Annotated in this window: 21 protein-coding genes, 2 pseudogenes and 1 riboswitch; of the genes and pseudogenes, 18 read left to right on the top strand and 5 right to left on the bottom strand. The window is 63.5% G+C overall.

Translation table 11 applies throughout. The annotated features are described in order from the left end of the window. Positions 1 to 15 precede the first annotated feature (15 nt). Positions 16 to 767: pseudogene (locus LB557_RS09795) on the top strand (crotonase/enoyl-CoA hydratase family protein). Positions 768 to 774: 7 nt separating this feature from the next. Here the strand turns inward: LB557_RS09795 and pdxH are convergent. Beyond that, complete coding sequence (pdxH, locus tag LB557_RS09790) at positions 775 to 1392, bottom strand: pyridoxamine 5'-phosphate oxidase (RefSeq protein ID WP_224643977.1); 618 nt, start codon at positions 1390 to 1392, stop codon at positions 775 to 777. A 40-nt stretch (positions 1393 to 1432) separates the two neighbouring features. Between pdxH and LB557_RS09785 the strand changes: the two genes are divergently transcribed. The 4 genes from LB557_RS09785 (at position 1433) to LB557_RS09770 (ending at position 4491) form a co-directional block, all read left to right on the top strand. Further along, the gene (locus LB557_RS09785; protein WP_224643978.1) at positions 1433 to 1894 is read left to right on the top strand and encodes an RT0821/Lpp0805 family surface protein; all 462 of its coding nucleotides are present in this window, start codon (positions 1433 to 1435) and stop codon (positions 1892 to 1894) included. 100 nt (positions 1895 to 1994) lie between these two features. Further along, entirely contained in the window at positions 1995 to 2927 is a 933-nt protein-coding gene (locus LB557_RS09780; protein ID WP_015318819.1) for a DnaJ C-terminal domain-containing protein, read from the top strand. Between the two features lie 105 nt (positions 2928 to 3032). Next, the gene (gene fabI / locus LB557_RS09775; RefSeq protein ID WP_015318818.1) at positions 3033 to 3851 is read left to right on the top strand and encodes an enoyl-ACP reductase FabI; all 819 of its coding nucleotides are present in this window, start codon (positions 3033 to 3035) and stop codon (positions 3849 to 3851) included. Between the two features lie 52 nt (positions 3852 to 3903). Next, on the top strand, positions 3904 to 4491 hold the full coding sequence (locus LB557_RS09770) for a histidine phosphatase family protein (protein ID WP_224643979.1): 588 nt from the start codon (positions 3904 to 3906) through the stop codon (positions 4489 to 4491). Positions 4492 to 4512: 21 nt separating this feature from the next. Here LB557_RS09770 and LB557_RS09765 read toward each other — a convergent pair whose 3' ends face one another. Beyond that, entirely contained in the window at positions 4513 to 4776 is a 264-nt protein-coding gene (locus LB557_RS09765; protein WP_015318816.1) for a DUF1344 domain-containing protein, read from the bottom strand. 183 nt (positions 4777 to 4959) lie between these two features. Here LB557_RS09765 and aroC point away from each other — a divergent pair, with 183 nt between their 5' ends. Beyond that, the gene (gene aroC / locus LB557_RS09760; protein WP_224643980.1) at positions 4960 to 6066 is read left to right on the top strand and encodes a chorismate synthase; all 1107 of its coding nucleotides are present in this window, start codon (positions 4960 to 4962) and stop codon (positions 6064 to 6066) included. A 118-nt stretch (positions 6067 to 6184) separates the two neighbouring features. Continuing rightward, complete coding sequence (gene ribB / locus LB557_RS09755) at positions 6185 to 7285, top strand: 3,4-dihydroxy-2-butanone-4-phosphate synthase (RefSeq protein ID WP_224643981.1); 1101 nt, start codon at positions 6185 to 6187, stop codon at positions 7283 to 7285. Between the two features lie 19 nt (positions 7286 to 7304). On the opposite strand, the gene LB557_RS09750 is transcribed toward ribB, so the two are convergent. Further along, on the bottom strand, positions 7305 to 8525 hold the full coding sequence (locus LB557_RS09750; protein ID WP_224643982.1) for an MFS transporter: 1221 nt from the start codon (positions 8523 to 8525) through the stop codon (positions 7305 to 7307). 120 nt (positions 8526 to 8645) lie between these two features. Between LB557_RS09750 and LB557_RS09745 the strand changes: the two genes are divergently transcribed. Beyond that, complete coding sequence (locus tag LB557_RS09745; protein ID WP_140823329.1) at positions 8646 to 9254, top strand: TetR/AcrR family transcriptional regulator; 609 nt, start codon at positions 8646 to 8648, stop codon at positions 9252 to 9254. 90 nt (positions 9255 to 9344) lie between these two features. Next, positions 9345 to 10328 carry a hypothetical protein gene (locus LB557_RS09740; protein WP_224643983.1) on the top strand — a complete coding sequence of 328 codons (984 nt, stop codon included), beginning with the start codon at positions 9345 to 9347 and terminating at the stop codon, positions 10326 to 10328. A gap of 116 nt (positions 10329 to 10444) precedes the next feature. Here the strand turns inward: LB557_RS09740 and bluB are convergent. Then, a pseudogene (gene bluB, locus LB557_RS09735) lies at positions 10445 to 11050 on the bottom strand (5,6-dimethylbenzimidazole synthase); the annotation flags it as partial. 71 nt (positions 11051 to 11121) lie between these two features. Beyond that, a riboswitch (cobalamin riboswitch) is annotated at positions 11122 to 11304 on the bottom strand. Between the two features lie 178 nt (positions 11305 to 11482). On the opposite strand from bluB, the gene LB557_RS09730 reads away from it, so the two are divergent. The 6 genes from LB557_RS09730 (at position 11483) to LB557_RS09705 (ending at position 16435) form a co-directional block, all read left to right on the top strand. Beyond that, the gene (locus LB557_RS09730; protein ID WP_015318809.1) at positions 11483 to 12409 is read left to right on the top strand and encodes a histone deacetylase family protein; all 927 of its coding nucleotides are present in this window, start codon (positions 11483 to 11485) and stop codon (positions 12407 to 12409) included. 3 nt (positions 12410 to 12412) lie between these two features. After that, positions 12413 to 12664 (top strand): exodeoxyribonuclease VII small subunit, encoded by a 252-nt coding sequence (locus tag LB557_RS09725; protein ID WP_015318808.1) that lies wholly within the window; start codon positions 12413 to 12415, stop codon positions 12662 to 12664. A gap of 91 nt (positions 12665 to 12755) precedes the next feature. Then, positions 12756 to 13022 (top strand): DUF2277 domain-containing protein, encoded by a 267-nt coding sequence (locus tag LB557_RS09720; protein WP_015318807.1) that lies wholly within the window; start codon positions 12756 to 12758, stop codon positions 13020 to 13022. A gap of 39 nt (positions 13023 to 13061) precedes the next feature. Continuing rightward, positions 13062 to 13982, top strand: coding sequence for a pirin family protein (locus LB557_RS09715; protein WP_140661418.1), 921 nt, complete (start codon positions 13062 to 13064; stop codon positions 13980 to 13982). A gap of 73 nt (positions 13983 to 14055) precedes the next feature. Next, positions 14056 to 15993 carry a 1-deoxy-D-xylulose-5-phosphate synthase gene (dxs, locus tag LB557_RS09710; protein WP_015318805.1) on the top strand — a complete coding sequence of 646 codons (1938 nt, stop codon included), beginning with the start codon at positions 14056 to 14058 and terminating at the stop codon, positions 15991 to 15993. A gap of 148 nt (positions 15994 to 16141) precedes the next feature. Next, complete coding sequence (locus LB557_RS09705; protein WP_015318804.1) at positions 16142 to 16435, top strand: hypothetical protein; 294 nt, start codon at positions 16142 to 16144, stop codon at positions 16433 to 16435. On the opposite strand, the gene LB557_RS09700 is transcribed toward LB557_RS09705, so the two are convergent. Further along, positions 16432 to 16833 (bottom strand): GFA family protein, encoded by a 402-nt coding sequence (locus LB557_RS09700; RefSeq protein ID WP_140617295.1) that lies wholly within the window; start codon positions 16831 to 16833, stop codon positions 16432 to 16434. The genes LB557_RS09705 and LB557_RS09700 overlap by 4 nt on opposite strands. A gap of 174 nt (positions 16834 to 17007) precedes the next feature. Here LB557_RS09700 and LB557_RS09695 point away from each other — a divergent pair, with 174 nt between their 5' ends. The 3 genes from LB557_RS09695 (at position 17008) to LB557_RS09685 (ending at position 21584) form a co-directional block, all read left to right on the top strand. Beyond that, positions 17008 to 17772: a TlyA family RNA methyltransferase gene (locus tag LB557_RS09695; RefSeq protein ID WP_140715004.1), complete on the top strand. Its 765-nt coding sequence runs from the start codon at positions 17008 to 17010 to the stop codon at positions 17770 to 17772. After that, positions 17769 to 19010 (top strand): class I SAM-dependent RNA methyltransferase, encoded by a 1242-nt coding sequence (locus LB557_RS09690; protein WP_224644075.1) that lies wholly within the window; start codon positions 17769 to 17771, stop codon positions 19008 to 19010. The genes LB557_RS09695 and LB557_RS09690 overlap by 4 nt, the downstream gene beginning before the upstream one ends. Positions 19011 to 19202: 192 nt before the next feature. After that, on the top strand, positions 19203 to 21584 hold the full coding sequence (locus tag LB557_RS09685) for a caspase domain-containing protein (protein WP_224644074.1): 2382 nt from the start codon (positions 19203 to 19205) through the stop codon (positions 21582 to 21584). The last annotated feature ends 155 nt before the right edge of the window (positions 21585 to 21739 follow it).

Raw genomic sequence — 21739 nt, 5'->3', positions numbered from 1 at the left:
CACAAGGAAAACACCGTGACAGACCACATCCTCGTCGAGCGCCAGGGCGCCATCCAGATCATCCGCATGAACCGGCCGGACAAGAAGAACGCGCTGACGCGTGCCATGTATGCGAAAATGTCGGCGGCCCTTGCCGAAGGCGACGCCGATCCGGCGGTCCGCGTCCATGTCTTTCTCGGCGTGCGGGGCGCCTTTTCCTCCGGCAACGACCTTGCCGATTTCATGGTCGTGGCCACCGGCGGCGATGGCGGCACCGAAGTCTGGGATTTCCTGATCGCCCTGGCCGGGGTCGAAAAGCCCATCGTGTCCGGCGTCGACGGTATCGCGGTCGGCATCGGCACCACGATCAACCTGCACTGCGACCTGACTTTCGCCACGCCGCGCACCGTGTTTCGGACCCCCTTCGTCGATCTCGGCCTCGTGCCCGAGGCAGGATCGAGCCTTTTGGCGCCCCGCATCCTGGGCCAGCAGGGTGCTTTCGCCCTGCTCGGTCTCGGTGAGGGCTTTTCGGCCGAGCGCGCGAAGGCCGCCGGGCTGATCTACGAGGTGGTCGAGGAAGGTGGGCTGGAGGCTTCGGTGCTTGCAGCGGCCGGCCAGATCGCGGCCAAGCCACCGCAAGCGCCAAGATCGCGCGCGACCTGATGCGTGGTTCACGCGACGATCTGGTTGCCCGCATCGGGATAGAGAGCGAGCATTTCCGCGAGCGGCTGAAATCCGACGAGGCGCGCGCCGCCCTCACGGCATTCATGACCAGGAAAAAGGGCTGATGGTTCGTCAGGGATAGAGCCTGGCCTTGTCCCAGCCGCCTGCCGCGTTGCGTGAAAAGACCACGCGGTCATGCAGCCGGAACGGCCGGTCGTGCCAGAATTCGATCGTCTTCGGCACGATCCGGAAGCCCGACCAATGTTTCGGTCGCGGGATTTCGCCGATGGCATAACGCGCCGTGTATTCTGCGACCGCCTTTTCCAGCGCGAAGCGGCTTTCCAGCGGGCGCGATTGCTTCGACGCCCAGGCGCCGATGCGGCTGCCGCGCGGCCGCGTGGCGTAATAGCTGTCGGCTTCCGCATCGCTGACGAGCTCCACCGGACCGCGAATGCGCACCTGGCGGCGCAGCGATTTCCAATGGAAACACATCGCCGCCTTCATGCTGCCAAGAATCTCCTGGCCCTTGGCGCTCTCGAAATTCGTGTAGAACACAAAGCCGCTTTCATCGAACCCCTTGAGCAGCACCATCCTTACGTCCGGCATGCCCTCGGCATCGACGGTCGCCAATGCCACGCCATTGGCATCGTTGATTTCGCTCTTGCTAGCGTCGTCCAGCCATGCGGCAAAGAGGCGAAACGGCTCGGCCGCCTCGGTAAAGTCACTGCTTGTTAACTCTGTGTCACTCATAGTTTTTCTCAAATTGTCACGAGACCAGGGAGGTTGCCGATTGTCGCGTATCGCGCAAGCTTTTGACAGCAGGCAATGGGGCGTTATCGCTTCAGCCAGCACGAAAGCGGCGATCGTGGCAGTCGCCCTGCCGCTCGCGGCCTGCGGTGCAGGTGGCTTCAGCCTGGAGAAGGCCGAAGTCGACCGCTCGATCCTGACCAGCAGCACATCGGCTTCGCCCAAGCCGGCCGATTCGGATCGCGACTCCGACCAGACGACGATCGGCAATGCGGTATCGTCCGCCGATATCGAGCAACTCGGCGGCCAGGCGGTGCCGTGGGCGAACACCGGCACCGGGTCGCGCGGCTCCATCACCGAACTGGCGGAATTGAAGGAAAGCGGCCAGACCTGCCGCCGCTTCAAGGTTTCGCGCGAAAGCTTTGACGGCGTTGCCATGTTCCAGGGCGAACTCTGTCTTGCCGGTGCCGGCGGCTGGCGCATGCAGGGCTTCAAGGCACTCTGATTTTCCGCCGTTGATATGACGGTCCGCTACTGGAATTTCTTCCTATGCGAGCGCATATAGGGGGCAAGTATGGACTCAACTCATTTCCAGGGCAGGAAGCATGCGCGACCCCTATGAGGTGCTGGGCGTTGCAAAGAACGCATCGGCCAAGGACATAAAATCGGCGTACCGGAAACTCGCCAAGAAGCATCATCCGGACCAGAATCCGAATGATCCCAAGGCGAAGGACCGTTTTGCCGCGGCCAATCAGGCCTATGAGGTCATCGGCGACGAGAAGAACCGTGCGGCTTTCGATCGTGGCGAGATCGACGCCGACGGCAAGCCGCGTTTCCAGGGTTTTGAAGGTGCGGCCGGCGGTGGCGACCCCTTTGCCGGGTTCCGCCGCCAGCAACAGGGCGCCGGAGGCTCGCGATTCGAGTTCCGCTCGGGCCGTCCGGGCGGCGATCCGTTCGACGGCAACAGCGATATCTTCAGCCAGATCTTCGGCGATGCCTTTTCAGGCGCGCGCGGGCCAGGCGCGGGCGACCGCCGCCAGACGGCGACAGCAGCCGACCTGAACGTCACGCTCGACGTCACCATCGAGGAAGCGGCCAATGCCGAGAAGGTGACGGCGATGTTCCCGGATGGCCGCAAGGTTGCGGTCAAGCTGCCGGCCTATGTCGAGGATGGCCAGACCATCCGGCTGAAGGGCCAGGGCGAGCAGGGACCGGGCCAACCCGGCGACGCACTGGTCAAGATCCATATCCGCCGGCATCCGCGTTACCGCATCGAAGGCCGTGACCTGCACGCTGACCTGCCGGTTTCGCTGGCCGATGCGGTGCTGGGCGCCAAGGTGCCGGTCGAGACGCCGACCGGCAGGCTCGCGGTCAACGTTCCCGCCTGGTCGAGCTCGGACAAGGTCCTGCGGCTCAAGGGCAGGGGCTTGCCGGAGAAAGCCGGCGGCCATGGCGATCTCTATGCCCATGTGCGCATCATGCTGCCGGAAGGCGGCGACAGCGCGCTGGAATCGCTGTTGCGCGGCCAAAAAGGCTGATCGAGAGCTTTTGTCCCCCGAACTGTCCGCTTTGAACGCTTGAAGGGGCTGTATGCCTGTGCGATAGGCACTCCACAAAGCAGATATCTTGCGGAGAACACGCATATGGCGGGTGGACAGGGCCTGATGGCCGGCAAGCGCGGCCTGATTCTTGGCGTCGCCAACAACAGGTCGATCGCTTATGGCATTGCCAAAGCCTGCGTCGATCACGGCGCCGAGATAGCGCTGACCTATCAGGGCGAAGCCTTCAAGAAGCGCGTCGAGCCGCTGGCGGCGGAACTGGGCGCCTTTGTCGCCGGCCATTGCGACGTAACCGATCCGGCGAGCCTGGACGAGGTCTTCGCCAATGTCGCCAAGCATTGGGGCAAGCTCGACTTCCTCGTGCACGCCATTGCCTTTTCCGATAAGGACGAGCTGACCGGCCGCTATGTCGAGACGACGCGCGACAATTTCCTGCGCACCATGGACATTTCGGTCTATTCCTTCACCACCATCGCCAAGCGCGCCGAAGCGCTGATGACCGAGGGCGGTTCGCTGCTGACGCTGACCTATTACGGCGCCGAGAAGGTCATGCCGCACTATAACGTCATGGGCGTCGCCAAGGCGGCACTGGAGGCCAGCGTGCGTTATCTCGCTGTCGACCTTGGCGCCAAGAAAATTCGTGTCAATGCCATTTCGGCCGGCCCGATCAAGACGCTTGCCGCCTCCGGCATCGGCGACTTCCGCTACATCCTGAAGTGGAACGAATACAATTCGCCGCTGAAGCAGACGGTCACGCAGGAAGAGGTCGGCGATTCCGGCGTCTATTTCCTGTCCGACCTGTCGCGTGGCGTCACCGGCGAAGTGCACCATGTCGATTCCGGCTACCACGTCGTCGGCATGAAAGCGGTCGACGCACCCGATATTTCGACGGTCAAGGATTAGCTCTCCCCGCCTTTCCTCCGTCCAGGCCCTGGCCCGATCTCCGGAAGAGCTGATGTACCCGCTGGTTTATATCGTGCGCCACGGCCAGACCGCGTGGAATGCCGAGTTCCGGCTTCAGGGCCAGGCCGATACCGATCTCAATGCTCTCGGCCGCGAACAGGCGAGCGCAAACGGGCATCGGCTGGCCGAACTCGTCGGCGCTCCCCAGGAATTCGACTTCGTCGCCAGTCCGATGAGACGCACGCGCGAAACGATGGAACGCATCCGCGCCGCCATGAGGCTCGATCCGCTCGCCTATCGAACCGATATCAGACTGATTGAAGTCAATTTCGGCGATTGGCAGAGTTTTACCTTCGCCGAGCTTGAGAGGCAGTCGCCCGGCGCGAGCCGATCCCGCGCACTGGACAAGTGGAATTTTCAGCCGCCAGGTGAAGGCGCGGAGAGCTACCAGATGCTGCTCGAACGGGTGAAGCCATGGTTCGATGAGCTTCGGGGGCAGACGATTTGCGTGACGCACGGGGGCGTCATGCGCACCCTGTTTCGCTTCGTGCTTGATATGCCCGAGGACGAGGCCGCGAACCTGGAGATACCGCAGGATCGCGTGCTCAAACTTGAAGGCAGGAGCCTGGAGTGGCTTTAGGGACGCCGGTGACGCCAACTCCTAGTTCGTGTCGCTGTCACCCGGCAGCTGCATGTCGGTGACGACGTTTTCGCCATCAGTCACATCGTAAGCAATGACGATGTCCATCCCCGGCTTCAGCGCATCGAGATCGGTTTCGGCGTTCAGCTTGTAGGATTTGCCGTCGTCCAGCGTCAGCGTCAGCGCATCCTTGTCGATCTTCTTGATCAGGCCTTCGGTCTGCCCGGCAAAGGCGGCGGTGGAGAGCAGCAGCGTGGCGGCAACAGCGCCAATCAGGGTACGCATCATCGTCCTCTTTGGTCATTGCGCCGGCCTGGGTGGCGGCGGATCCTCAACGGCGAATGGAGGAGAGCAGAAACCAACCGAATGTGTCAAAACTAAATCCGTCGGATCACAGTTTGACCACTGTGGAAAACGCCAATAGAAGGCTGGCTTCAGCCGGTTTCGATGCCGGGCAGGGCACTTTCCATGTCTCACAACACGTTCGGCCATCTTTTCCGCGTCACCACCTGGGGCGAGAGCCATGGCGCGGCGCTCGGCTGCGTGGTCGATGGTTGTCCGCCGGGTATCCGTTTCACGCGCGATGAAATCCAGGCCGAACTCGACAAGCGCCGCCCGGGCCAGTCCCGCTTCGTCACGCAGCGCCGCGAGCCGGACGAGGTGAAGATCCTCTCAGGCTTCGTCTTGGACGAGGACGGAGAGACGATGATCACCACCGGCACGCCGGTGTCGATGCTGATCGAGAATGTCGACCAGCGCTCCAAGGACTATGGCGAGATCGCCCGCCAGTACCGGCCCGGGCATGCCGACTACACCTATGACGTCAAATACGGCATACGCGACTATCGCGGCGGCGGCCGCTCCTCGGCGCGCGAGACCGCTGCCAGGGTCGCTGCCGGCGCGCTCGCCCGCAAGGTGGTGCCGGGCATGGTGGTGCGCGGCGCGCTCGTGTCGATGGGCGAAAAGTCCATCGACCGCGCCAACTGGAACTGGAATTTCATCGGCGATGCCGAGAACCCGTTCTTCACCCCCGATCCGGCTTCGGTTCCTGTTTTTACGCGGTATCTGGACGGCATCCGCAAGGCCGGTTCCTCCGTTGGCGCGGTGATCGAGATCGTCGCCGACGGTGTGCCCGCCGGCCTCGGCGCGCCGATCTACGCCAAGCTCGACCAGGACCTCGCGTCCGGCTTGATGTCGATCAACGCCGTCAAGGGCGTCGAGATCGGCAATGGTTTCGAGGCCGCCCGCATCACCGGCGAACAGAATGCCGACGAGATGCGCATGGGCAATGACGGCAAGCCGGTGTTCCTGTCCAACAATGCCGGCGGCATCCTGGGCGGCATCTCGACGGGCCAGGCGATCGTCGCCCGTTTTGCGGTGAAGCCGACTTCGTCGATCCTGACGCCGCGCAAATCGATCGACAAGGACGGCAGGGATGTCGAAGTGATGACCAAGGGTCGCCACGATCCTTGCGTCGGCATCCGAGCCGTGCCGATCGGCGAGGCCATGGTTGCCTGCGCCATTGCCGACCACTATCTGCGGCACAGAGGACAGACGGGGAAGGGAGGGGAATAGGGCCGTAGGGCAGTAGGGCAGTAGGTTACGCAGCCAGCCGAAACAGCCAGGATTTTCCTTTCCCCTACTGCCTTACTGCCCTATTCCCCTACTGCCCTGCGAGCAAAGCGAGCGTTCCATGCCTTATGACCAGAAGAAGATCGTCGAAGCCATCCGCGCCTTCGAACGCGGCGAGATCGTCGTCGTCATGGACGATGACGGGCGCGAGAACGAGGGCGACCTGATCGTCGCGGCCGTCCATTGCACGCCGGAGAAGATGGCCTTCATCGTGCGCAACACGTCGGGCATCGTCTGCACGCCGATGCCGCGCGAGGAGGCTAAGCGGCTGAACCTCGCGCCGATGGTGGCCGACAATGATTCGGCTCACACCACCGCCTTCACCGTCAGCGTCGACTTCAAGCATGGCACGACGACAGGCATTTCGGCCGACGACCGCACGCTGACCGTGCGTAACCTCGCCAACGGCAATGTCGGCGCCTCCGATTTCGTCCGCCCTGGCCACATCTTCCCGCTCATCGCGCGCGAGGGCGGCGTCTTGATGCGCTCGGGTCATACCGAGGCGGCGGTCGATTTGTGCAAGCTTGCCGGCCTGCCGCCGATCGGCGTGATCTCGGAACTGGTCAACGACGACGGCACCGTCAAGCGCGGCCCGCAGGTCGCGGCCTTCGCGGAGGAGCATGGCCTCAAGCAGGTATCGGTTGCCGACCTCATCGCTTACCGGCAGCGCAAGGAGACCCTGGTCGAGCGCGTCGCTTGCTCCGACATCGAGACGCTGGGTGGCAAGGCGCAGGTCTTCACCTACACGCTGCCCTGGGACACAATGCATCACGTCGCCATCGTCTTCGGCGACATCCGCGACGGCGAGGAGGTGCCGGTGCGGCTGCATTCGGAGGATGTGGTAACCGACGTGTTCGGCACCAGCCACCGGCTCGACGGCATCATGAAGGCGATGGGCGAGCGCAGGCGCGGCGTCATCGTCTATCTCAGGGAAGGCTCGGTCGGCGTTGCCCACCAGGAGCGCAACCGGCCGGCGCCAGGCGACCGCGAGGACCATGAAGAGGCGCGCCGGCGCGAGAGCGAATGGCGCGAGATCGGCCTTGGCGCCCAGATCCTGAAGGACCTCGGCATTTCCTCGATCAACCTGATCGCCTCGCGCGAACGCCACTATGTCGGCCTTGAGGGTTTTGGCATTCACATCGCCAAGACCGAGATCCTCTGAGCTCGACAAACCCTGCCTGTCACTCGGCCGGGATTGCCGCCTCGCATCCTTCCAACTCGCATTCGTGGGTGGCGAGGCTGCGCTGGCCGAGCAGCACCGTGATCAGCGCGATAGCGCCTGACGTCACCGAGACCCAGAATCCGTTCTGGGCGCCGAATGCATCCACCACGGCGCCGGCGGCGAAGGAGCCCAGCGCCATGCCGATGCCGATCCCGGTGGTTACCCAGGTGATGCCTTCGGTCAGCATCGCTTCCGGGACATGCCGCTCGATCAGGCCGAAGGCGGTGATGAAGGTCGGCGAGATCGCCACGCCACTGATGAAGACAGTCAGCGCGAGCGCTGGCACGGTGCTGGCGGTAAGCGGCAGCAGTGTGCCGAGCGCGACCAAGGCAACCGCGATGGCGAGCTGGCGCTGCAGCGGTGCTTTCAGGTTGAGCGCGCCGATGATGATGCCGAGCACGAAGGAGCCCAGCGCATAGACGCCGATGACGAGACTGGCAGTGCCCGGCTGGCCGAGTTCCTTGGTGATCGCCACCGTGCTCACCTCCGTCGTCGCGAAGGTCGCGCCGATGAAGATCATGGCGAAGGTGATGATTTGAACCGGCCCCAGGCGGATTGCCGAGCCGCTGGAGCCATGGTCCACCGGCCGCACTTGCGGCTCGGTCGAACGCTGCAGAATGAAGGCTATCGAGCCCAAGGCGAGGAACAGCGTGCTGACGAGCACGCCCGCTTCCGGGAACAGCGCGGCGCTGAGGCCCACAGATAGCGATGCGCCGGCGATATAGACCAGTTCGTCCGCCGCCGACTCGAAGGCGAAGGCGGTGTTCATCTCGGACCGGCCCCGGAAAATCTCGGTCCAGCGCGCCCGCACCATGGCCGGCATGCTTGGCATTGCCGCGGCCAGCAGCGCCGACGCGAACAGCGTCCATACCGGCCAGTCTTGATTGGCCGATGCGATCAGGGCCGCGAATGCGAGCACGGAGATGATGGTGGTGGGTACGACAACCCGCGTCTGGCCGAGGCGGTCGACCAACCTCGATATTTGCGGCGCCAGGAAGGCATTGGCCAAGGCGAATGTCGCCGAAACCGCACCCGCCAGCCAGTATTCGCCACGCGTCTGCGACAGCATCGCCACGATGCCGATCGGCGCCATGGCGATCGGCAGGCGCGCCATGAAGCCGGCGGCGGCAAAGCCCGTGGCTCCGGGAGCGCGAAAGATTTCCGAATAGGGGTTTTGCATGATCCTGTTCCTCGACAAGGGGCGATTCGACAATTACATACGAGACGTATAAGTGTTAAATAGAGCATACGTCGCGTATGTCAATTGGCGTACGGAGCGTATGTAAGTAAGGCCAGAAGCATGCATCGACCGCGCAAGGAGATGATCGCCGAGACACGCGCCAAGCTGATCGCCGCAGCGCGCCAGGCTTTCGGCACCATCGGCTATGCCGAAGCGTCGATGGATGATTTCACCGCGTCGGCCGGGCTGACGCGCGGCGCCCTTTATCATCACTTCGGCGACAAGAAGGGACTGCTTGAGGCGGTTATCGCCGAAATCGACGCGGAAATGGCGGCCCGGGTGAATGAGGTCGCGTCGCGGGCGCCGACCCGCTGGCAGCATTTCGTCGACGAATGCACCACCTATATCGAAATGGCACTGGAGCCGGAAATCCAGCGCATCATGTTCCGGGATGGTCCGGCTGTGCTGGGCGATCCGGCACTGTGGTCGAATGCCAATGCCTGCGTCGGTTCAATGACCGATCATCTGACAGCGCTGCAGCGGGAAGGGGTGGTCGTCCCCGGCGTCGACCCGGAGTCGGCAGCGCGGCTGATCAATGGGGCGAGCAGCCAGGCCGCGCAGCGCATCGCCAATTCGCAAGATCCCGAAACGACATCGAAGATGGTGGTGGCCGCGTTCAAGCAATTGCTCGAAGGCCTGCTGAAAAAGCCGGAAGCGCTTTCAAGATGAACCACCATGGCAGTCCCGCCACTGCCTGCAATTGACAATAGCCGGTTTGAGCGCATCCTCCGCAGCCATCTCTGAGGGGAGATTCGGGGCATGTGGGATTTCGATATCGGCAGGTCGGTGTCCATCATGATGCGGACCTGGCCTTTCATTGTCTTTCGCATGATCATCTATTTTGGGATCACCCTGGCCTACATCGTGGCCACCGGCACCGGCGCCTCCGTCGGCTATGGCGTCGGCCATATTTCCACCGATCCCGACGGACCATTGTCTTTTGCGATGTGGGGCGGCGTGGTCGGTTTCGGCATCGTCTCGATCGCCGTCTACTGGATCCGCGAATACATCCTCTACGTCGTTAAGGCGGGCCATATCGCCGTCATGGTGCATCTGATCGACGGCCATGATATTCCCAACGGCCAGAACCAGATCGCCTACGCGAAAGAGGTCGTGACCGAGCGTTTTGCCGAGGCCAACATCCTTTTCGTCGTCGACCAATTGGTCAAGGGCGCCATACGCGCCATCACCGGCCTGCTCGGCGGCATCGCGGCCTTCCTGCCCATTCCTGGCCTGAGCGGCCTGGTTTCGTTCCTCAACACGGTGATTCGCCTGTCGCTGACCTATGTCGACGAGATCATTCTCGGCTACAACATCCGCATCAGTTCGTCCTCGCCGTTCGAAACCGCGCGCCAAGGCGTTGTGCTCTACGCCCAGAACGGCAAGACCATGGTCAAGAATCCCGTCTGGCTAGGGGGCATCATGTGGGGCGTGTCGTTCGTGATTTTCCTGCTGATGCTGGCTCCGGCAGCCGCTATTCTTTACGTCATCCCCGGGCAGCTCGCCGGCTGGGCTTTCGTGCTGGCAATCGTCTTTGCCTGGGCTTTCAAGGCGGCCTTCATTGAGCCGTTCGCCATTGCCTGCCTGATGCAGGTCTATTTCAAGACCATCGAGGGTCAGGTGCCCGATGCCGCCTGGGACGCCAGGCTGGCCGAAGCCTCGTCGAAGTTCAGGGAACTCAAGGACAAGGCGCTCTCCACTTTCGGCGGTTCGCGCTGGGGCACTGCCGGCGCGACGAGCTGATCAACCGGCCTCGCCGGCGCACCGGCGACGGTGCCGAGGCGCGCCACTGCTGATTTGAGCGGCGCTTCGCCTTGTCCGCGAAAAGTCTCGCTCATGATAAGCTCGGGCAACGGCAGCCGCCGGCCCCAGCCGTGTGTTTCGAGATCCGGCTTCGGTGCGAATTCGGAAACGCGGCCGACGCAGAGATAGGCGATCGGTGTCACCTGATCGGGAATAGCCAGCAGGCTTTTCAGCGCTTGCGCCTCGATGATGCTGACCCAGCCGACGCCAACGCCCTCGGCGCGTGCCGCCAGCCAGAAATTCTGCACCGCGCAGACCGTGCTGTAGAGATCCATCTCCGGATTGTGCCAGCGCCCCAGCGGCGAGCCTTTCGAGCGTTCGCGGTCGCAGGTGATGCAGATGTTGAGAGCGCTTTCGCAAATGCCTTCGAGCTTGAGCTTGCGGTAGAGCGCCTGCCGTTCTGCCTCGATTTCAGGCAGTTCCCGTTCTCGCGCGGCCAGGAACAGGTCGCGCACTTCCGCCCGCCGCGCGGCATCGCGAATGACGATGAAATTCCAGGGTTGCATGAAGCCGACCGATGGCGCGTGGTGGGCGGCAAGCAGCAGCCGCGCCAGCACCTCGTCGTCGATGGCCTCCGATGTAAAATGGCTGCGGACGTCGCGCCGCGTGAAGATGGCGCGGTAAACAGCGTCGCGCGCAATCTGGTCAAATCCATCGCCCATTGGAGTGGTCATAGCTTCCGGCATCGCTTGTCCCCTTGCGATTGCAACCGATGTCATCCGCCTGACCATGCGGATGACGATGCCTGCCAGGCCGGTCTTCTGGCTCGGGATCAACCCGCGTCCGGTGCCTTCCCGTCATCGACAGTGGCATTTACCGGCGCGGTCCCCCTCACAGCGTTGGGCACGCCACGGAGTTCAACCGTGTTCCCGATTCTCCCGCCAGGGCATTTGCAGCCAAGTGGAATCACTTGGCGTCGCAGAATGCGGCTAAAACAAACAGACCGGCAGGCACCAGGCAGTAGCGGCAGTCTTACTCCGAAGGGCCGGCGACGCCAATGCCCGCAGCGACATCAATGGACGCAGGTTCGATTTTCCCCAGCGATCAAGCCGCGACGCATGGCCATCACGGCGCCGGGGCACTAGATAGAGGGCATGGCCACCCGTCTCTACACGCACCCGATCTTTCTCGAACACATCACCCCGCCCGGTCACCCTGAGCGGCCCGACCGCCTGCGCGCCATCGAGCGCGTGCTCGACGACGAAGCTTTTGCCGCGCTTGACCGCGTCGAGGCACCGCAAGGCGACGAGGCGACCATCCTCTACGCGCATCCCGCCGATTTCGTCGCGCGTGTCCGCGCCGCCATCCCCGACGAAGGCATTGCCCGCATCGACGCCGACACCACCGCCAGCCCGAAAAGCTGGCAGGCGGTGATTACGGCGATCGGTGCCGCCAATGCCGCCGTCGACGACGTCTTTGCGGGCCGCGCCGACAACGTCTTCGTCGCCGCCCGCCCGCCCGGCCACCATGCCGAAAAGACCACGGCCATGGGCTTCTGCTTCTTCAACACGGCGGCAATCGCAGCGCGCCATGCGCAGAGGAAGCATGGCGCCGAGCGTGTCGCCGTCGTCGACTGGGACGTGCATCACGGCAACGGCACCCAGGATATTTTTTGGGACGATCCCTCGGTGCTCTATTGCTCGACGCACCAGATGCCGCTTTATCCCGGCACGGGCGCGAAGAGTGAGACCGGCGCCGGCAACATCGTCAATGCGCCGCTGGCGCCTCGGACGGGCAGCGAGGTGTTTCGCGATGCGTTCCTGTCGCGCGTGCTGCCGGCACTCGACAATTTCGCGCCGGATCTGATTATCGTTTCGGCCGGCTTCGACGCGCACCATCGCGACCCGCTGGCGGAAATCAATCTGACCGAAGACGATTTCGACTGGGCGACCGGCCAGCTGATGCAGCGCGCCGCAATCCACGGCGGCAACCGGCTCGTCAGCCTGCTCGAGGGCGGCTACGATCTGCAGGGATTGGCATTTTCGGTCGCCGCCCATGTCGGGCGACTGATGAAAGGATGAATGATGACCGGTGAGATCAACGAAGACGTCAAGGCGATGAGCTTTGAACAGGCACTCGACGCACTGGAGAAGATCGTCGATGATCTGGAGCGTGGCGACGTGCCGCTCGACCAGTCGATCCGGATTTACGAGCGGGGCGAGGCGCTGAAGGTCCATTGCGACCGGCTGCTGAAGGCCGCCGAGGACAAGGTCGAGAAGATCAGGCTGTCGCGCGACGGCAAGCCGGTTGGAACCGAGCCGCTCGACGCGGACTGAGGTCCGGAGCAGCCTACCGGTTTTTGGACACGATCATCATTGAGGATACAGTTCGTCCCGATTGAAACGGACAAGAGGAGCTACGGAAGCGATGTGCAGAAACATCAAGACCCTGTTCAATTTTGATCCGCCGGCAACCAACGACGAAGTCCGCGACGCGGCACTGCAGTTTGTCCGCAAGCTGAGCGGCACAACGCGGCCTTCTGCCAAGAACCAGCATGCGTTCGATCATGCCGTCGAAGCCATCGCGGCATCCGCACGCGAATTGCTCGATTCCCTCGAAACCCACCAGCATCCGCGCAATCGCGAAGAGGTGGCGGCCAAATTAAAAGCAAAAGCGGCGATCCGGTTCGCCTGATATGCCCAAGCGCCCATTAACCGCTGACGAGGAGAGTTCATGAGCTTCTTCCCCGGCAAGGACCCTGAGGCCGGCGATGCCTTCGCCAGCGACCAGATCGAGTTGATGGTTATCCCCAACGCCAAGGACATTGGCGGTTTCGAGGTGCGTCGCGCCTTGCCGACAGCCAAGCGGCGCCTGGTCGGGCCGTTCATCTTCTTCGATCGAATGGGCCCCGCGATCATGCGTGCCGGCCAGGCGCTCGATGTCCGTCCCCACCCGCATATCGGCCTGTCGACCGTGACCTATCTGTTCGACGGCAAGATCAGGCACCGCGATTCGCTCGGCACCGAAATGGTCATTCAACCCGGCGACGTGAACCTGATGACGGCCGGTCGCGGCATCGTCCACTCCGAACGCACGCCGCAGGAATTGCGCGGCGCGCCGATGTCGATCTCCGGCCTGCAGACCTGGTTGGCTCTGCCGGACGGCAAGGAAGAGGTGGCACCGGTGTTCGAGAACACAGCGGCGCTGCGGCTTCCCGAAATCGACGCCGAAGGCGTCAGCGGCCGCGTCGTCATCGGCGATTTCCAGGGGTTGCGGTCTCCGGTGCGGGCCGATTCCGAAACACTCTATGCAGATTTGCGGCTGGCGCCTGGCGCCAGCGTCAAAATCCCGCGCGATGCCGAGGAGCGCGCCATCTACACGCTGGAGGGCGAGGTTTCGATTTCGGGTGATGCCTTTCCAGCGGAACGGCTGCTGGTGTTCCGGCCCGGCGACGAGATCATCATATCGTCATCGATGGGTGCGCATTTCATGCTGTTCGGCGGCGCGTCTCTCGGTTCGAAGCGCTACATCTGGTGGAATTTCGTTTCCTCGTCCAAGGAGCGCATCGAGCAGGCCAAGCAGGAATGGAAGACCGGCCGCTTCGATATCGTTCCTGGCGATGAGAAAGAATTCATCCCGCTGCCGGAAGGCTGAGAAGATCGTGAGGGGCTGACCGTCCGCGTCAGCGACACGCATTTACTTTCGCCGGCCGGCGGCCTATCCGCCGATGAACAGAAAGTCTGGGCCCAACGTGAACGCAACGCCGCATACGCCGCTTCTCGATAGGGTTCGCGTCCCGGCCGACCTGCGCACGCTGGCCGAGAGCGACTTGCCGCAACTGGCATCAGAGCTTCGCCTCGAACTGATCGACGCGGTGTCGCGCACCGGCGGCCATCTCGGAGCCGGGCTGGGCGTGGTCGAACTGACCGTGGCGCTGCACTATGTCTTCAACACACCCGATGACCGGCTGATCTGGGATGTCGGCCACCAGGCCTATCCACACAAGATACTGACCGGCCGTCGCGACCGCATCCGCACCTTGCGCCAGGAAGGCGGGTTGTCGGGCTTCACCCGCCGAGCCGAGAGCGAATACGACCCGTTCGGCGCCGCCCACTCCTCGACATCGATATCGGCCGGCCTCGGCATGGCCGCCGCCCGCGACCTCTCAGGCGGGCGCAACAATGTCATCTCCGTCATCGGCGACGGCGCCATGTCGGCCGGCATGGCTTATGAGGCGATGAACAATGCCGGCGCGCTCGATGCGCGCCTCATCGTCATCCTCAACGACAATGACATGTCGATCGCCCCGCCAACCGGCGCCATGAGCGCCTATCTGGCGCGTCTGGCTTCCGGCAAGGCCTATGTCGGCCTGCGCGACTTTGGCAAGAAGCTGACCTCCTATCTAGGCAAGCGGGCCGATCGAGCCATCACCCGCGCGGTCGAGCATGCGCGCGGTTACGTCACCGGCGGCACCTTGTTCGAGGAACTCGGCTTCTATCACATCGGCCCGATTGACGGTCACAATCTGGAGCATCTCATCCCGGTCCTGAAAAATGTCCGTGACAACGGCAAGGGTCCGGTGCTGATCCATGTCGTCACCCAGAAGGGCAAGGGCTACGCGCCGGCGGAAGCGGCCGCCGACAAGTATCATGGCGTCAACAAATTCGACGTCATCACCGGCGCACAGGCCAAGGCGCCGGCCAATGCACCGGCCTACACCAAGGTGTTTGCCGAAAGCCTGATCCAGGAGGGCCGCGAGGACGACCGCATCGTCGCCGTCACCGCCGCCATGCCGGGCGGCACCGGCCTCGACCTGTTCGGCGAGGTGTTTCCGTCAAGGACTTTCGACGTCGGCATTGCCGAGCAGCATGCGGTGACCTTCGCCGCCGGCCTGGCGACGGAAGGCTACAAGCCCTTCGCCGCGATCTATTCGACCTTCCTGCAGCGTGCCTACGATCAGGTCGTCCATGACGTCGCGATCCAGAAACTGCCGGTGCGTTTCCCCATCGATCGCGCCGGCTTTGTCGGCGCCGACGGTGCCACCCATTGCGGCGCGTTCGACACCACCTTCCTGGCAAGCCTGCCGGGCTTTGTCGTAATGGCCGCGGCCGACGAGGCGGAATTGCGTCACATGGTGCGCACCGCCGCCAGCTATGACGACGGGCCGATCGCCTTCCGCTATCCGCGCGGCAACGGCGTCGGCGTCGACATGCCCGAGCGCGGCTCTGTTCTGGAGATCGGCAAAGGCCGCGTCGTCCGGGAAGGCAGCAAGGTTGCCCTCCTGTCCTTCGGCACAAGGCTGCAGGATTGCCTCATCGCGGCCGAGGAACTCGGCGCGGCCGGGCTTTCCACCACGGTCGCCGATGCCCGTTTCGCCAAGCCGCTCGACCAGGATCTGATCCGGCGGCTGGCCCGCTCGCATGAGGTTCTGGTGACGGTGGAGGAGGGCGCAATTGGCGGCTTCGCCAGCCATGTGCTGCAATTCCTCGCCCATGAAGGACTGCTCGAAAGCGGCCTGAAGGTACGCCCGCTGGTGCTGCCGGATGACTTCACCGACCACGCCAAGCCAGAGAAGATGTATGCCGATGCTGGCCTCGACGTCGCCGGAATCGTGCGCACCGTATTCACCGCGCTCGGTCATACGGTCCGCGCCCAGCGCGCCTGAATCAAAACCTCAACAGCTTGAATCAGTTTGCCGGCTCGATTTTATAAGGCATTGTTAACGTTGCCGTTTGGCGTTTTGCTTACCCTGTCCCTTGGCCGTTTTTCAACGCCGCCCTGCTAGATCACAGCCAGGCAGGGAGACAACGAGAATGAAGACGCTTCTGTGCGGCGCGGCCTTCTTGGCGGTGATGGTCGTACCGGCTGCCGCCGAAACGCCCTACGACCGCAATCTCGAAAAGGCGGCGATAGGCATTGTCGCCGGCAAGATGGGCGATATCCGCGGCGGCTTTTCCTACAAGCAAATTCCGCAGCTTGTGGTGCCGCCGGATCCTTCGCCTGTATCACCTGTTGCGACCGGGCATGCGCGTGAGCAGGCTTCAGGCGGTCGAGACGACGGTTTGTCTCCAGCCATCGAGCGCCAGGCTCCGCGAACCATCTTCTAAAACCACATGTCGCGTACGCAGCGGCCGTCGCGCGGCAGATCGTCGTACGTGTCGAGACCATCGAAATGGTCGATCGGCAGATCGGCGACGGCCTCGGGGGGCGCCAGCCGGACATTGACGGCCATGCGTCTTCGACCCGAGGCGCTGGCGCGCAGTCCGCGCCAGCCGAGCACGCAGGCGCAACGCGGGCAGAACAGGATCTCGAGCGACGGGTCTTCCTGTCCGGCGCGCGTATAGCTGCCCATTGGCCCCGAAACGCGAATGCGTTCGTCGACATAATCATAGGCCCAGAGCGTGCCATAGCGGCGGCAAAGCGTGCAGTTGCAGGCCGTCACCGGGCCGGGGTCGCCCTCCAGCGTCCAGTGGGCGGCGCCACAGTGGCAGGTTCCCGTCAGCATTCGTTCTCCTTCGAGTTGCGACAAACAGAGGGCTCTTCGTGACCAATATTCTGCCGGACCCGGCATGATGGGCGCAAGCCGCAGCCTGGTTCGATGCACCAGCCGCTCTCGTAGGATCACTTTGGTCCATCTAATGTCCTTGCCTTCACCGCGGGCTTTCGTCAGAGAAGGCCGATGAACTCGCCTCTGCCAGCCAGCACACGCCAGCGGCTCGACGACCTGCTCGTCCAGCGCGGGCTGTTTGCCAGCCGCTCGCGCGCCCGCGACGCGGTGGAGCGCGGCACGGTGACGGTCGACGGCGCCATAGCCCGCAAGCCCGGCCAGAACGTTTCGCCGCAATGCGTTGTCGCCATCGACGATCCGGCGCAAACCTATGTCTCGCGCGCCGCGCTCAAGCTGATCGCCGGGCTCGACCATTTCAGCCTCGACCCGGCCGGTCGCGAGGCCCTCGACATCGGCGCCTCGACCGGCGGTTTCACCCAGGTGCTGCTCGAACGCGGCGCGTCCCATGTCACGGCAATCGATGTCGGGCATGGCCAGATGCATCCTGATGTCGGTGGTGATCCGCGCGTGACCGTGATCGAGGGCCTGAACGCGCGCGATCTCACCGTTGCCGATCTTGCCGGCCGCAATCCGGATTTCATCGTTTCCGACGTCAGTTTCATCTCGGTGAAACTGGCGCTGCCGCCGGCACTCGCCATTGCCAATCCCGGCGCCGGTGCGATCTTTCTGGTCAAGCCGCAATTCGAGGCCGGTCGCGAGGCGATCGGCAAGGGCGGTTTGTTGAAGGATCCCTTCGATGCCGCCCGTGTCGCGGGCCTGCTGCAGGATTGGCTGGATGCCGTTCCCGGCTGGCGCTCGCTTGGCCTGCATCTGTCGCCGATCGAAGGTGGCGACGGCAATCGCGAATTCCTGCTCGGTGGGATCAAGGACCGATGAGCGTACGCTTCACAATACGAAAGCTCGGATCGCAGGGCGACGGCATCGCCGAAACCGAGAGCGGCGATCTGTTCATTCCCTTCACGCTGCCAGGCGAGATCGTCACCGCCGCGCGCGAGCGGGATCGCGCCACGCTGATGGCGGTGCTGGAAGCCTCTCCGCTGCGCGTCGAACCAGCCTGCCGCCATTTCACCGAATGCGGCGGCTGTGCCCTCCAGCATTTCGAGACCGAAGCCTATCGCCGATGGAAACGCGAAAAGGTGGTGCACGCATTGAAGGGCAAGGGCATCGAGTGCGAGATTGGCGAACTGGTCGCCTGCGCGCCGCAGTCGCGCCGCCGCGTCGTGCTTGCCGCCCGGCGCACGGACGCAGGCATGCTGCTCGGCTTCAATCGCCATCTGTCGCCCGAGATCATCTCCATATCCGAATGCCCGATCTCACTGCCCGAGATCGTCGCGGCACTCGGCCAGCTGAGGGCGCTGGCCGAATTGATATGCGCCACCACCAAATCGTTCCGGATGGCGGTCACCGTTACGGGTTCCGGTCTCGACATCGCGGTGCACGAGTCAGGCAAGCTCGGCGAACACCAGCGCCGTATCGCCTCCAACTTCGTCATTGCGCAAGGCTTTGCCAGGCTGTCCATCGATGACGAGATCGTCATCGAACCAAGGAAGCCCGTGGTCATGTTCGGCAGTGTTGCGGTCGCCGTGCCGCCCGGCGCCTTTCTGCAGGCGACGGAGGCCGCCGAACGGACCATGGCCGAGATCGTCGGCGGACATCTGAAGCGTGCAAAAAAAATTGCCGATCTCTTTGCCGGTTGCGGCAGCTTTGCCTTGCGGCTGGCGACGAAATCGGAAGTCCATGCGGTCGAAGGCGACGCGGCTGCGCTTTCGGCGCTCGACCGGGGATCACGTTTCGCGACCGGCCTCAAGCGGGTGACGGGCGAACGACGCGACCTGTTTCGCCGGCCACTGACCTTCAAGGAGTTGAACGCCTTCGACGGCCTTGTCTTCGATCCGCCGCGCGCCGGCGCCGAAGATCAGTCGAAGCAGATCGCCCGCTCGGATGTTCCATACGTTGCCGCGGTGTCCTGCAACCCGGTGACGCTGGCCCGCGACCTGCGCATTCTCATCGACGGCGGCTATACCCTGAACAGCGTGATGCCAATCGATCAGTTCCTGTGGTCGCCACATGTCGAGGCGGTCGCCTTGCTGGAGAAACCGAGGAAGCGCCGGTAGGCTGGTCCCGGTTCGGCTGTCGCGCGGACAGAACGCGATCACTTTTTCTTGAAATCGCCGGTTAGGCCGCACTCGATCCCACCTGCCAAGATCGCGCCGCAAAGCCGCCTCTTTGCGCCCATCTAGTCCAGATTCGCTGGAGGACGGGAAGGCCTCGACAGCGTCGGTTGCTCCTATCCATGGTGGCCTGAAATGCGGATGCTTCGGAAATTCCTCGGTTTATTCGTCCTCCTGCTTGTCGTCGCCGCCTCTGCGACGGGCGCACTCGCGCAACAGCAAAAACGTCTCGCTTTCGTCATCGGCAACGCTGCCTATCCGTCCGGCGCGCTGGTGACACCCGCCAACGACGCCGGACTGATCGGGCAGACCTTGCAGGCTGCCGGTTTCGACGTGGTCGGCGCGCGTGATGTGGATCAGGAATCGCTGCGCGGCGCGCTGCGCGACTTCCTCGGCAAGGTCTCTGCCGCCGGACCCGACGCGGTCGTCTTCGTCTACCTCGCCGGCCAAGGTGTGCAGTTCGAAGGCGAGAACTACTTCTTGCCGGTCGATGCCCAGATCGCCAATCCAGCCGACGTCCCGCTCCAGGCGATGCGGCTCTCCGATGTCACCAAGTCGCTGGCTGGGCTGCCGACGAAGGTCAACATCGTTGTGCTCGACGCGTCACGACCCAACGCATTGCCGCCGACGAACCAGCCGCTGGCCGGCGGTCTCGCACTGGTCGACCCCGACCCGAACATGCTGATCGCCTTCAACGCCGCGCCGGGAACCGTAGCGCCGGAAGGCAAGGGCCCGTACGGTGCCTATGCCCAGGCGCTCGCCGAGATGATGCGCGACGGTGGCCTGTCGCTTGACAATGTGTTCGACCGCACGCGCCTGCGCGTCAATGAAGTAACGCAAGGGGCCGAAGTGCCGTGGAACGCCTCGAAGATCAGCGCGCCTTTCGTCTTCTTCGATCGTGCCCCGGATGCGCCCGCGCCGAAGGTTTCGGAGGCTGAATCCCAGGCGAACCGGACCAGGGAAATCCGCGACTTCGATGCCCACGACGCTTACGTAGCGGCGCTCGATCGCGACACGCTGCGCGGTTATGAGGATTTCGTCGGCGCCTATCCGCGCGATCCGATGGCCAAGCGCGTGCGCGCAATCATCGCGGCGCGGCGGGAGGCGATCACTTGGCGCGAAACCTGGCTTCGGGACACGCCGGAAGCTTACTGGTCCTATCTCCGGCGCTATCCGCATGGCCCACATGCCTGGGATGCCCGCCGCCGGCTTGAGCATTTTGAGGCGGCCCTGGAGCCCCCGGAGGACTTCGCCGTCTACGCCTATGATGTGCCACCGCCGCCGGAGGAGGAAATCGTCTACGTCGACCGTCCCGTACTTTATTTCGACGACCCCGATTTCGATTTCGATCCGCCGCCACCGATCGCGGTGATCTTTTTGCCGCCGCCGCCGCCGGATTTCGTCGCGTTGCCACCACCACCCCCGCCGGCCGGAATCTTCCTTTTGCCGACGCCGGCCTTCGTGCCCGTGCCGGTGTGGGTCAACCCGCCGCATAATATCTTCCCACCGCCGGACAATGTCATCTTCAACAACATCCACAACACCACGATCATCAACAACACGACCATCAACGAGAACAACAATCAGGGCGGCGGCCTCACTACCGGCCAGAAACTGACCGCCGGCGCCGTGGGCCTGGGTGCGGCCGCGCTGGCGACCAAGGTGGCGCTGCCGGCCTTCCTGCAGAAAAAGGAAGCTGTACTGTCCAAGCAAAACCCGGGCGGCCTGCCGCTGAAGCCGGGGCAGGGTGGCCAGCAACCTGGAGGTGCCACGCCGCTGGCGAAGACCTTGCCTGCCGACAAGCTGACAGGTCATGCCTTGCCCGGCGCCGACGGCAAGACGCTGCCGCTCGTCAATGGCAAGCCGGTGCTGAATGGACAGAACCTGTCCAACAACCCTAAACTGCCCAACAGCAGGTCCGAGAAGCTCTTGAACAGGCAGGGCATGGCAGGTGGAAACGCCGTGACCGGCAACCCGGTGATGAATGAACAAAACCGGGCCAATGACCAGGCCATTGGTCCGGGCCAGAACGGTACTGGCCAGAACGGTACTGGCAAGAACGGATCCGGCAAGAATGCCAAGTTTCGCAAGATCCCGGGCGCCAACGGCACGCCTGCGGTGAATGGAACGAACAACCCATCGGCGCTCAATGGCCAGAATTCAGGGCAGAACCCACCCAGCGGCAAGTTCAAGAAACTTCGCAATCAAGGCGGTGGCCAAGCCAATGGACAAGGCAACGGGGTCCTGGCCAATGGCAACGGTCCCAAATTCCACAAGCTGCCCGCCAACGGAAACGGTGGTGGCAATGTCCAGCAGAAATTCAGGGTCAACAATGGCAATCCGCAGCTGAAGGTGCAGGATCAGCCCAAGCCGCAGAGGCCGGAGTTCCACGCCCAGCCGAAGCAGCAGATACAGCAGGTGCACCGGCAGCCGCAGGCACAACCAAGGCCGCCGCAGCCGCCAGCCGGCAAAAAGCCGTCTTGTGGGCACCCGAACGAGCCCGCTTGCAAGAAATAGCGCATGTCGGCTTGGGCAGGCGACATGAATGGGACAAAGGCTTGAAGCACGTCGCCGGTCGCGTTGTGAGGTGGCACGGCTGTGCCGGGCCGCCGGTAAGATATGGCCGGCCGGCGGCAAGCAGCGATCGGATCACAATTGCGTGGTTGGCCACG

It is taken from the genome of Mesorhizobium sp. BR115XR7A (assembly GCF_020165315.1).
Classification (GTDB): Bacteria; Pseudomonadota; Alphaproteobacteria; order Rhizobiales; family Rhizobiaceae; genus Mesorhizobium; species Mesorhizobium australicum.
Note: the sequence above shows the minus strand (reverse complement) of the source record. Positions and strands in the feature narration are given on the sequence as shown.

What these genes read in the sequence shown, in the direction of transcription:
- LB557_RS09695 (WP_140715004.1), top strand. Translation starts at nt 17,008, where the DNA reads ATGAACTCGCCTCTGCCAGCCAGCACACGCCAGCGGCTCGACGACCTG.
- LB557_RS09745 (WP_140823329.1), top strand. Translation starts at nt 8,646, where the DNA reads ATGCATCGACCGCGCAAGGAGATGATCGCCGAGACACGCGCCAAGCTG.
- ribB (WP_224643981.1), top strand. Translation starts at nt 6,185, where the DNA reads ATGCCTTATGACCAGAAGAAGATCGTCGAAGCCATCCGCGCCTTCGAA.
- LB557_RS09770 (WP_224643979.1), top strand. Translation starts at nt 3,904, where the DNA reads ATGTACCCGCTGGTTTATATCGTGCGCCACGGCCAGACCGCGTGGAAT.
- dxs (WP_015318805.1), top strand. Translation starts at nt 14,056, where the DNA reads ATGAACAGAAAGTCTGGGCCCAACGTGAACGCAACGCCGCATACGCCG.
- LB557_RS09740 (WP_224643983.1), top strand. Translation starts at nt 9,345, where the DNA reads ATGTGGGATTTCGATATCGGCAGGTCGGTGTCCATCATGATGCGGACC.
- pdxH (WP_224643977.1), bottom strand. Translation starts at nt 1,392, where the DNA reads ATGAGTGACACAGAGTTAACAAGCAGTGACTTTACCGAGGCGGCCGAG.
- LB557_RS09690 (WP_224644075.1), top strand. Translation starts at nt 17,769, where the DNA reads ATGAGCGTACGCTTCACAATACGAAAGCTCGGATCGCAGGGCGACGGC.
- LB557_RS09720 (WP_015318807.1), top strand. Translation starts at nt 12,756, where the DNA reads ATGTGCAGAAACATCAAGACCCTGTTCAATTTTGATCCGCCGGCAACC.
- aroC (WP_224643980.1), top strand. Translation starts at nt 4,960, where the DNA reads ATGTCTCACAACACGTTCGGCCATCTTTTCCGCGTCACCACCTGGGGC.
- LB557_RS09725 (WP_015318808.1), top strand. Translation starts at nt 12,413, where the DNA reads ATGACCGGTGAGATCAACGAAGACGTCAAGGCGATGAGCTTTGAACAG.
- LB557_RS09780 (WP_015318819.1), top strand. Translation starts at nt 1,995, where the DNA reads ATGCGCGACCCCTATGAGGTGCTGGGCGTTGCAAAGAACGCATCGGCC.
- fabI (WP_015318818.1), top strand. Translation starts at nt 3,033, where the DNA reads ATGGCGGGTGGACAGGGCCTGATGGCCGGCAAGCGCGGCCTGATTCTT.
- LB557_RS09750 (WP_224643982.1), bottom strand. Translation starts at nt 8,525, where the DNA reads ATGCAAAACCCCTATTCGGAAATCTTTCGCGCTCCCGGAGCCACGGGC.
- LB557_RS09700 (WP_140617295.1), bottom strand. Translation starts at nt 16,833, where the DNA reads ATGCTGACGGGAACCTGCCACTGTGGCGCCGCCCACTGGACGCTGGAG.
- LB557_RS09765 (WP_015318816.1), bottom strand. Translation starts at nt 4,776, where the DNA reads ATGCGTACCCTGATTGGCGCTGTTGCCGCCACGCTGCTGCTCTCCACC.
- LB557_RS09685 (WP_224644074.1), top strand. Translation starts at nt 19,203, where the DNA reads ATGCGGATGCTTCGGAAATTCCTCGGTTTATTCGTCCTCCTGCTTGTC.
- LB557_RS09715 (WP_140661418.1), top strand. Translation starts at nt 13,062, where the DNA reads ATGAGCTTCTTCCCCGGCAAGGACCCTGAGGCCGGCGATGCCTTCGCC.
- LB557_RS09705 (WP_015318804.1), top strand. Translation starts at nt 16,142, where the DNA reads ATGAAGACGCTTCTGTGCGGCGCGGCCTTCTTGGCGGTGATGGTCGTA.
- LB557_RS09730 (WP_015318809.1), top strand. Translation starts at nt 11,483, where the DNA reads ATGGCCACCCGTCTCTACACGCACCCGATCTTTCTCGAACACATCACC.